Annotated in this window: 8 protein-coding genes and 1 riboswitch; of the genes, 3 read left to right on the forward strand and 5 right to left on the reverse strand. The window is 68.5% G+C overall.

Annotated elements, in window-relative coordinates:
* Positions 1-208: 208 nt before the first annotated feature.
* On the reverse strand, positions 209-2,056 hold the full coding sequence (locus QRO95_RS24435; protein WP_285303659.1) for a patatin-like phospholipase family protein: 1,848 nt from the start codon (positions 2,054-2,056) through the stop codon (positions 209-211).
* A gap of 154 nt (positions 2,057-2,210) precedes the next feature.
* Positions 2,211-2,426, forward strand: a riboswitch (cobalamin riboswitch).
* A gap of 160 nt (positions 2,427-2,586) precedes the next feature.
* Here QRO95_RS24435 and QRO95_RS24440 point away from each other — a divergent pair.
* Positions 2,587-3,273: an epoxyqueuosine reductase QueH gene (locus tag QRO95_RS24440; protein ID WP_080291760.1), complete on the forward strand. Its 687-nt coding sequence runs from the start codon at positions 2,587-2,589 to the stop codon at positions 3,271-3,273.
* 55 nt (positions 3,274-3,328) lie between these two features.
* On the forward strand, positions 3,329-3,955 hold the full coding sequence (gene pncA / locus QRO95_RS24445; RefSeq protein WP_149909491.1) for a bifunctional nicotinamidase/pyrazinamidase: 627 nt from the start codon (positions 3,329-3,331) through the stop codon (positions 3,953-3,955).
* 287 nt (positions 3,956-4,242) lie between these two features.
* On the opposite strand, the gene purU is transcribed toward pncA, so the two are convergent.
* Positions 4,243-5,094 carry a formyltetrahydrofolate deformylase gene (gene purU, locus QRO95_RS24450; RefSeq protein ID WP_285303661.1) on the reverse strand — a complete coding sequence of 284 codons (852 nt, stop codon included), beginning with the start codon at positions 5,092-5,094 and terminating at the stop codon, positions 4,243-4,245.
* Between the two features lie 114 nt (positions 5,095-5,208).
* On the opposite strand from purU, the gene QRO95_RS24455 reads away from it, so the two are divergent.
* Positions 5,209-6,120: a LysR family transcriptional regulator gene (locus tag QRO95_RS24455; RefSeq protein WP_049421017.1), complete on the forward strand. Its 912-nt coding sequence runs from the start codon at positions 5,209-5,211 to the stop codon at positions 6,118-6,120.
* Positions 6,121-6,123: 3 nt separating this feature from the next.
* On the opposite strand, the gene QRO95_RS24460 is transcribed toward QRO95_RS24455, so the two are convergent.
* The 3 genes from QRO95_RS24460 to QRO95_RS24470 all read right to left on the reverse strand — a co-directional run.
* Positions 6,124-7,224, reverse strand: a complete 1,101-nt coding sequence (locus QRO95_RS24460; protein WP_180838045.1) for an NADH:flavin oxidoreductase/NADH oxidase — start codon at positions 7,222-7,224, stop codon at positions 6,124-6,126.
* A 113-nt stretch (positions 7,225-7,337) separates the two neighbouring features.
* On the reverse strand, positions 7,338-8,144 hold the full coding sequence (locus tag QRO95_RS24465) for an NAD-dependent protein deacetylase (protein WP_032128208.1): 807 nt from the start codon (positions 8,142-8,144) through the stop codon (positions 7,338-7,340).
* Positions 8,145-8,199: 55 nt separating this feature from the next.
* Positions 8,200-8,575 (reverse strand): acyl-CoA thioesterase (locus QRO95_RS24470; RefSeq protein ID WP_285303660.1); only part of this gene is annotated, 376 nt, incomplete at its 5' end.

Consider the following 8,575-nt stretch of genomic DNA (forward strand, 5'->3'; position numbering starts at 1 on the left):
ATGCGGCTCACGCCCCCGCAACCGGACCCACCCCGCCTTCGACAGGTCTCCGCGAGCTGTCGAAACGGCATCCTTTGCTGCTGTGGGTAGGTGTCGACCTTGGTCGACACGGTGGATCCACGTCGTGCGTGGATGCTCTTCGATGAATGTTCGAAATATTCGATTTCGATGGGGTTCCATCCACGCATGGCGTGGATCTACTACCGGGTCAGTAGATCGGCGTCACCTTCATCTGCGGCAGCGGGCGCGGTGCGCCGTCGGTGAGGTCCGGGCCGAGGTCCTCCCAGGTACGTCCCTGCTCGACCATCAGCCCCCACAACTGCTGCGATGCCAGCCGCTTGTCTTCCGAGCCCAGCTTGTACGACGGTGGCGTCGGCTGGCCACTGGCAACCATCGAGTACGCTGCGCGGTAGGCCAGCACTTGTTGCGCCGGGTCGTCGGTGCGCGCCACTTCCAGCGTGTAGCGCTGGTAGGCCGAGGCCAGGTTGCGCCAGCGGATCCAATAGTGGTTCTCGAACGAGAACGAACAGAAGCGCGCACCGGCCAGGCTGCCCTTGTCGGCGATGCGGGTCAGCACCTCCTGTGGCATGTCCAGGTTCATGCCGCCTTCGTCGCCCTGCAGGCTCACATGCACGATGCGGTCGCGGTAACCCGGCGCGCGCGCCTGCAGCAGGTCGCGCCAGTTCTGCATGGTCGCCACCACCGCGAACAGGAAACGGCCCAGCTCCGCAGCGGCCAGCGGCGTAGCGATCGACTGGTAGGTACGCTGCCAGCCGTGGCGGTTTTCGGTGGGCAGGAACACGGCGTGTTCCAGCGCCTGGCGGCCACTGCTGCCGTGGCTCACGTCTTCGGCGTGCTGCGGGTAGACCAGATTGATGGCGAAGGTTGGCCAGCGCGGCAACGCGGCATCGAACAGGTGGATCGGGAAGTTGCTGCTGATGCCACCATCGGAGAACCAGCAGATGCGGAATGCGGTGATCACCGGTCCGCAGGTCTGCCCGGCACTGGTCAGCCCTTCCATGCTGTCGGCCACGTTGTGCTCCTGGTCGGCCGCAGGTGCGGTCGGTTCGCAGCGACGCTCGCGGCGCGAGGGCTCATGCAACGGCACCGCACTGATCAGCAGCGGGAAGCTCAGGCTCATGCGCGTGGCCACCAGCACCGGCAGCTTCGGGCCCTGCGGCAGGTGGTAGTACCGGCGCCCTTCCACCTCCAGTGGCGGGCCGGCCTGCGTCACCAGCCACTGCACCACGCTGGCCGGGAACAGCTGCTCGAACTCCTCGCGCAGGAACCAGAACTGCGCGCCGCCCAGCGGCAGCGTGCGCGGCTCGTTGTGCGACACACAGGTGGTGATCATCTGCAGGCTGATCGCATGCGGGCTGTCCGGCTCGCCGGCATAGCGCGGCGCATCGTGCAGGTCGGCGAAGGTGAGCGGTGCATCCAGCGGCTTGCCGGACAGCTGCTGCAGGCACTCGTGCAACCATTCGGTCAATGCCGGCGTGCGTGCATCGCGGCCGAGGCCGCTGCACAGGCCCAGCAGGTTACGGCGCGCCACCCGCGCTACCCGCAGCGCGGCACCGGCCACGCCGGCACCGTACGCGCACAGCAGTGATGGCAGCAGCGTGGCGGCCACGCCGCTCCAACCGCCGCCCCACCAGCCCAGGCCGAGCAGCAGCGCCAGCGACACCAGCACCTCCAGTGGCGCAATCTCGAACACCGCGATGGCCAGGCACAGCAGCTTGCGTGGCAGGCGGGCATTGCCGGTCAGCACCACCAGCAGGCGATACGCCGCGCGCGCGCCACGCGCCGGCTGGAACAGGCTGTAGATGAAGCCGCGCCGCGACAGCTGCGCCGACACCGCCGACAGCCCGCCATAGCCTGCATCGCCGGGCAGGTGTTCACCCGCCTGCTGGCGACGATCACCGCACGCCGCCGCGGCCGCCACCGCCGCGGCGATGGCGCCGGCCGAGGTGCCGCCGATGCTCTTGAATCGATACTCGCGCGCCAGCGCCAGTACCGCATTGGGGTACACGATGCCGCTGGTGATGCCGCCTTTCATGACCAGATCGCAGTACTTCGCCGCCACGAGCCACCTCCCGTCTGTCGGTGGCCAGTATGGCAAGAGGCGCTCTCACAGCCTGAGAAGCGAGCCACAGCCCTGCGCTTTCATTGGCCCTTGACCATTGCCCTCGACGCGTCCACCGTGGGCACGCCGAAGGTATCCCTGCCGTGGCATTGATGGCGGCAGGGATTTAAACGGGAATCCGGTGAAGGCGCCTCGCGCGCCCATTCCGGAGCTGCCCCGCAGCGGTGAATGGAAACGAATCCTGCCAACAGCACTGGGCTCACGCCTGGGAAGCGGTGGGTAGTAGGTGGGCTGCGGCCCGTGTCCATCAGCCCGAATACCGGCCCCGGCCGGGGGACACGACCGTCCCCTGACTCGACCTGGAATCTCCGCGGGGAGGTTGCCGGGGCCGTCGTTGTCCTGCGCGTGCAGGCGGTGCGGCCGCGTGCGTCCTGTTCACGGTTTCCGGCCAGACCTGTTCACCCACGCGCTGATGCATGGGCCACCGCCGTTGCCGGCAGTCCATGCGGTACCTGACGATGACCGAGCTCCAACGCCCCACCCTGTCCCTGCCCGAAAACGGCCAGCGCCTGCTGCTGCACTCGTGCTGCGCCCCCTGCTCCGGCGAAGTGATGGAGGCGATCACCGCCTCCGGGATCGACTACGCGATCTTCTTCTACAACCCCAACATCCACCCGGTGAAGGAATACGAGCTGCGCAAGCAGGAGAACATCCGCTTCGCCGAACAGCACGACATCCCGTTCATCGACTGCGACTACGACACCGACAACTGGTTCAGCCGTGCACGCGGCATGGAAAACGAGCCCGAACGCGGCATCCGCTGCACGATGTGCTTCGACATGCGCTTCGAGCGCACTGCGCTGTACGCGCACGAGCACGGCTACGACACCATCAGTTCGTCGCTGGGCATCTCGCGCTGGAAGAACATGGCGCAGATCAACGACTGCGGCATCCGTGCCGCGTCGCGCTATGAAGGCCTGCAGTACTGGGACTACAACTGGCGCAAGGGCGGCGGTGCCAGCCGCATGATCGAGATCAGCAAGCGCGAGCAGTTCTACCAGCAGGAATACTGCGGCTGCGTGTACTCGCTGCGCGATGCCAACCGTCACCGCCGCGAGAATGGCCGCGAACGGATCAAGATCGGCCTGCTGTACTACGGGCAGGACGCTGAGACGCCGCAGGGCGATTGACGTGTGGGCATGGGGCGGCCACGCTGGTCGCCCCTTCTGCTGTGCCGGAACTGCCATGACCGCCCTGCCCGCCGATGTCGCCCTGCTGGTGATCGACCTGCAGCCGGACTTCATGCCCGGTGGCGCGCTGGCCTGCGACCAGGGCGATGCGCTGGTGGCACCGATCGCCGATCTGCTGGCACAGCGCCGCTACCGCACCGTGGTGGCAACACAGGACTGGCACCCGGCCGACCATGCCTCGTTCGCCAGCCAGCACCCCGGCCAACGCCCCTTCGAGACCATCCTGCTGCACGCGCAGCCGCAGACCCTGTGGCCGGACCACTGCGTGCAGGGCAGCGCCGGTGCCGCGCTGCATCCGGGCGTGGACTGGACCGTGGCCGACCTGATTCTGCGCAAGGGCACGCGCCAACAGGTGGATTCATACAGCGCCTTCCGCGAGAACCATGGCCCCGATGGCGAGCGCCCGGCCACCGGCCTGGCCGGCTGGCTGCACGAACGCCGCATCCGCGAAGTGCACGTGTGCGGCCTGGCCCGCGACTACTGCGTGCTGTGGAGCGCGCAGGACGCGGTGAAGTCCGGCTTCCGGGTGAAATTCCTGTGGGAGCTGACCAAGCCGGTGACCGACGCCAACGACGCGATGGTGCGCGAGGCGCTGGGCAAGGCGGGGATCGCGATCGCCTGAGGCGTGACCGCCGGGCATGGCCCGGCGCTACCGCGCACGTCGCTTATGCCGCTTGCGCGCTCCTGCCCACGACAACACAATCGATTCATCCAGCCCCCTAACTACGCCCCCCTACAGATCGCGGGACGGCCGAACCGGGGGCTTTTCATTGGATGAAATCAGGATTCGGTAGTGCCGGCCGCTGGCCGGCAACCTCGGGATCTCTACAGTTGCCGGCCAGCGGCCGGCACTACCGGATAGCACCCGTGGTAGCGCCGGGCCATGCCCGGCGGACGCGGGATGGGCGATTACCGGAACACCACCGTTCGGTGCCCGTTGAGCAGGATGCGGTGCTCCACATGGCGGCGCACGGCGCGCGCCAGCACCAGCGATTCGGTATCGCTGCCCAGCCGCACCAGCTCGCGCGGCGCCATCGCGTGGTCCACGCGGGCCACGTCCTGTTCGATGATCGGGCCTTCGTCCAGATCCTCGGTGACGTAGTGCGCGGTGGCGCCGATGATCTTGACCCCGCGCGCGTGTGCCTGGTGGTACGGCTGCGCGCCCTTGAAGCTGGGCAGGAAGCTGTGGTGGATGTTGATCGCACGGCCGGCCAGCGCGCGGCACAGCGTGGGTGACAGGATCTGCATGTAGCGCGCCAGCACCACCAGATCGATGCGTTCGCGCTCGACCAGGTCGATGATCTGCTGTTCCTGCACCGCGCGCGTATCAGCGGTCACCGGCAGGTGGTGGAACGGCACCTGGTAGGACGCCGCCAGCGGCGCGAAGTCGGCGTGGTTGGACGCTACTGCGGCAATGTCCACCTTCAGCTGGCCGCTGTGGGCACGGAACAGCAGGTCGTTGAGGCAGTGCCCCTGCTTGCTGACCAGCACCAGCAGGCGTGCACGGCGGCGGCCATCATGCAGCTGCCAGTCCATGCCGAAGCCGGTGGCGAGCGTGGCCATGGCGGCGTGCACGGTCTCCAGCGGCAGGCCGGCATCGCGATCGAAATGCACGCGCAGGAAGAAGCGGCCGCTCTCCTCGTCGCCGAACTGCTGGGCGTCGAGAATGTTGCAGCCGTGGTCGAACAGCAGGCCGGATACGCGGTAGACGATGCCGGTACGGTCGGGACAGGACAGGGTGAGGATGGAATCGGGGCGCATCGCCCGAGTGTAGGGCAGCAGCCTGTCCTCGGGATCGATGGTCACCGATGCAACCGACCTGCTTGGTTCAGTCCCAAGCGATACTTGGGTTTCTCCATGGCAAGCTGGTCGGTCATGAACCTGTTGCAACTGATCCGCAGCTTCACCCGCACCGCAGAGACCGGCAGCATTGCCGCAGCGGCCCGCATCCTTGGCATCAGCGCCACCGCAGTCGGCCAGAACATCAACCGGCTGGAGGCGCATCTGGGCGTACGGTTGCTGAACCGAAGTACGCGCCAGCTGGCCCTCAGCGAGGCCGGCGCGCTGTACCTGGCGCAGGTGCGCCACATCGAAGCCGACCTGGCGCGTGCACAGGCGATGGTCACCTCTGGTGACATCGAACCGGCCGGGCCACTGCGCATCGCCAGCAGCAGCGCCTTTGGTCGCCACGTGCTTGCCCCCTTGCTGCCGTCGCTGCAGCAGCGCTACCCGCAACTGCAGCTGGAGCTGCGCCTGACCGATCGCGCCGTGCAACACGGCCCGGAAGCGGTGGATGCCAGCATCCGCATCGGTGCACAGCTGGAGGACGGTGTCGTCGCACGGCAACTGGCGCGCGTGCCGTTCGTGTTCTGCGCCTCGCCGGCCTACCTGAAGGCACACGGCACCCCGCAGCAACCCTCCGAGCTGAGCGGCCATCGCGGGCTGCTGCACCGCTTCCCCACCGATGGCCGGCCGCTGCGCTGGGGCCTGCTGAAGGATGGCCAGCGCGTGGACGCCGCACTGCCGCCGAGCATGGTCTGCGATGACATCGATGCGCTGGCGACGCTGGCCGCAGCCGGTGCCGGCATCACCCGGCTGGCCGCATTCGTGGCAGAGCCGTACCTGCGCGATGGCCGCCTGCAGGCGGTGTTCGGCGCCGACACTGCATGGCGCCCGGAGCCGATGGAGGTCTATTTCTGCGTCAGCGACCGCCGCGATTTCACTGCCAAGATCCGCGCGCTGTTCGAGCACCTGCAGGCCGGCATGGCGCTGGCCTGGCGGGTGTGAGCCTCAGCGCGCCTTGAACACGCCGCGCGCATCGCGCGGCTCGCAGCGCAGGTACTGCGGCGCCGGTTCCACGCTGTCGCGCAGCGCGGCGGCGGCATGCCACGGCCAGCGCGGGTCGTAGAGGATGCCGCGCGCCAGGGCTACCGCATCGGCGTGGCGATGGCGCAGGATCGATTCGGCCTGCTCCGGTTCGGTGATCATGCCCACGGCGATGACCGGCATGCGCACCTTGGCCTTGATCGCCGCCGCGAACGGCACCTGATAGCCCGGGCCGACGGTGATCTTCTGGCGCTCGTCCAGGCCACCGCTGGAGACATGCAGGAAGTTGCAGCCGCGCGCGTCCATCACCTGCGCCAGCGCTTCGCTCTGCACCAGATCCCAGCCGCCATCGACCCAGTCGCTGGCGGAGATGCGCACGCCCACCGCGACCTTGTCGGACACTGCCGCACGCACCGCATCGAACACCTCCACCAGCAGGCGCAGGCGGTTCGGCAGCGAGCCACCGTAGCCATCGGTGCGGCGGTTGCTCAGCGGCGACAGGAACTGGTGCAGCAGATAACCGTGCGCGGCATGCAGCTCGATCAGCTCGAAGCCCAGGCGCTCGGCGCGCACCGCACTGGCGGCGAAGGCGGCGATGACCTCGGCGATGCCGGCCTCGTCCAGTTCCTGCGGTGCCGGATCGGCGGCATGGAACGGCAGCGGCGACGGCGCCACGGTGGCCCAGCCACGCGCATCGTCGGCCGGCAACTGGCCACCACCGTCCCACGGACGCCTCACCGAGGCCTTGCGGCCGGCATGGCCCAGCTGGACGCCCAGCGGCATCGGCGACCAGCGGCGGACGCTGGCCAGCACCTGCGCCAGTGCGGCCTCGGTGCCGTCATCCCACAGGCCCAGGTCGGCCCAGCTGATGCGGCCGCGCGGTTCGACCGCGGTGGCTTCCAGGATCAGCAGGCCGGCACCGGATTGCGCCAGGTTGCCCAGATGCATGGCGTGCCAGTCGCTGGCGCGGCCATCTTCGGCGGAGTACTGGCACATCGGCGCGATGACGATGCGGTTGGACAGGGTCAGGGGGCCGAACGAGATCGGCGAAAACAGCTGGCTCAAGACGGTGATGAACGACGTAGGGGGTGCGTATTGCACCGCCGCACGGCCTGCGAATCAACCGTCTGGATGGATCGCTGTTTCGCGGTGGGCGTGCAGCCGAGCGTGTGCTCGGCTCAGGACGAAGCCCACGCGGCCAGCGCCTCGGCGCAGTCCCGTTCATCCTTGAACTGCAGCAGGTCGTCGGCGCGGGTGCGGCCACGGTTCAACGCCGCCACCGGCAGCCCTGCCCTGGCCGCCGCCTGCACGAAGCGGAAGCCGGAATAGACCATCAGCGATGAACCCACCACCAGCACGGCGTCGGCCTGCTGCAGGTGCTCCTGCACCGCCTGCACGCGCTCCCGCGGCACGTTTTCGCCGAAGAACACCACATCCGGCTTCAACACGCTGCCGCAATGCGGGCACTCGGGCACCACGAACGCGGAGAAATCGGTCTCCAGATCGGCATCACCATCGGGCGCGATGCCTGCCTCCAGCGCGTCCCAGCCGGGATTGGCGTCCAGCAGGCGCTGCTGGAAATCCTCGCGGCCGCTGCGACGCTCGCAACCCATGCAGCGCACCAGATCCAAGCGGCCATGCAGGTCGATCACGTTGTGGCTGCCGGCACGCTGGTGCAGGCCGTCCACGTTCTGGGTCAGCAGCACCTGCAGCTTGCCTCGGCGTTCCAGCGCGGCCAGGGCCTGGTGGGTGCCGTTGGGCCGGGCCAGGCCGAAGCGCGGCCAGCCGAGCAGGCTGCGCGCCCAGTAGCGCTGGCGGGTGGCCGCCTCGCCCATGAAGGCCTGGTAGGTCACCGGTGGCGTGCGTTTCCACTGGCCGTCGGCATCCCGGTAATCGGGAATGCCCGAGGCGGTGCTGCAGCCGGCGCCGGTCAGCACGAACAGGCGCTGGGCACGGTCGATGAAGTCGGTCAGTGGCAGGGTCATGGCTGCCAGATGGGGGCGCGGTGGCGCCCCCGCAAGCGCGGGTCCGTTGGCCGGGTCAGGCCGCCGGCAGCGGCGGCACCGCGATCGGGTGGCCTTCCTCGTCCAGCGCGATCATCACGAAGTGGCCGCGGGTGCACAGCTTGCGCTCGCCGCTGTGCAGGTCTTCGGCGACCAGTTCCACCTCCACCTTCATCGAGCTGCGGCCGACTTCGACGATGCGGCCGATGGTTTCCACCATCTGGCCGATGCGGATCGGCAGCTTGAAGTCGACCTGGTCGCTGCGCGCGGTCACCACGGTGCGGCGCGAGTAACGGGCGGCGGCCAGGAAGGCGGCCTTGTCCATCCACGCCAGCGCCTGGCCACCGAACAGGGTGCCAAGGTGGTTGGTGTGGTTGGGAAAGACGATTTCGGCCATGCGCACTTCGGTGGGC

This window comes from Stenotrophomonas maltophilia group sp. Smal13 (genome assembly GCF_030236855.1).
Classification (GTDB): Bacteria; Pseudomonadota; Gammaproteobacteria; order Xanthomonadales; family Xanthomonadaceae; genus Stenotrophomonas; species Stenotrophomonas maltophilia_A.

What these genes read in the sequence shown, in the direction of transcription:
- QRO95_RS24465 (WP_032128208.1), bottom strand. Translation starts at nt 8,144, where the DNA reads ATGACCCTGCCACTGACCGACTTCATCGACCGTGCCCAGCGCCTGTTC.
- purU (WP_285303661.1), bottom strand. Translation starts at nt 5,094, where the DNA reads ATGCGCCCCGATTCCATCCTCACCCTGTCCTGTCCCGACCGTACCGGC.
- QRO95_RS24455 (WP_049421017.1), top strand. Translation starts at nt 5,209, where the DNA reads ATGAACCTGTTGCAACTGATCCGCAGCTTCACCCGCACCGCAGAGACC.
- QRO95_RS24435 (WP_285303659.1), bottom strand. Translation starts at nt 2,056, where the DNA reads ATGAAAGGCGGCATCACCAGCGGCATCGTGTACCCCAATGCGGTACTG.
- QRO95_RS24440 (WP_080291760.1), top strand. Translation starts at nt 2,587, where the DNA reads ATGCGGTACCTGACGATGACCGAGCTCCAACGCCCCACCCTGTCCCTG.
- pncA (WP_149909491.1), top strand. Translation starts at nt 3,329, where the DNA reads ATGACCGCCCTGCCCGCCGATGTCGCCCTGCTGGTGATCGACCTGCAG.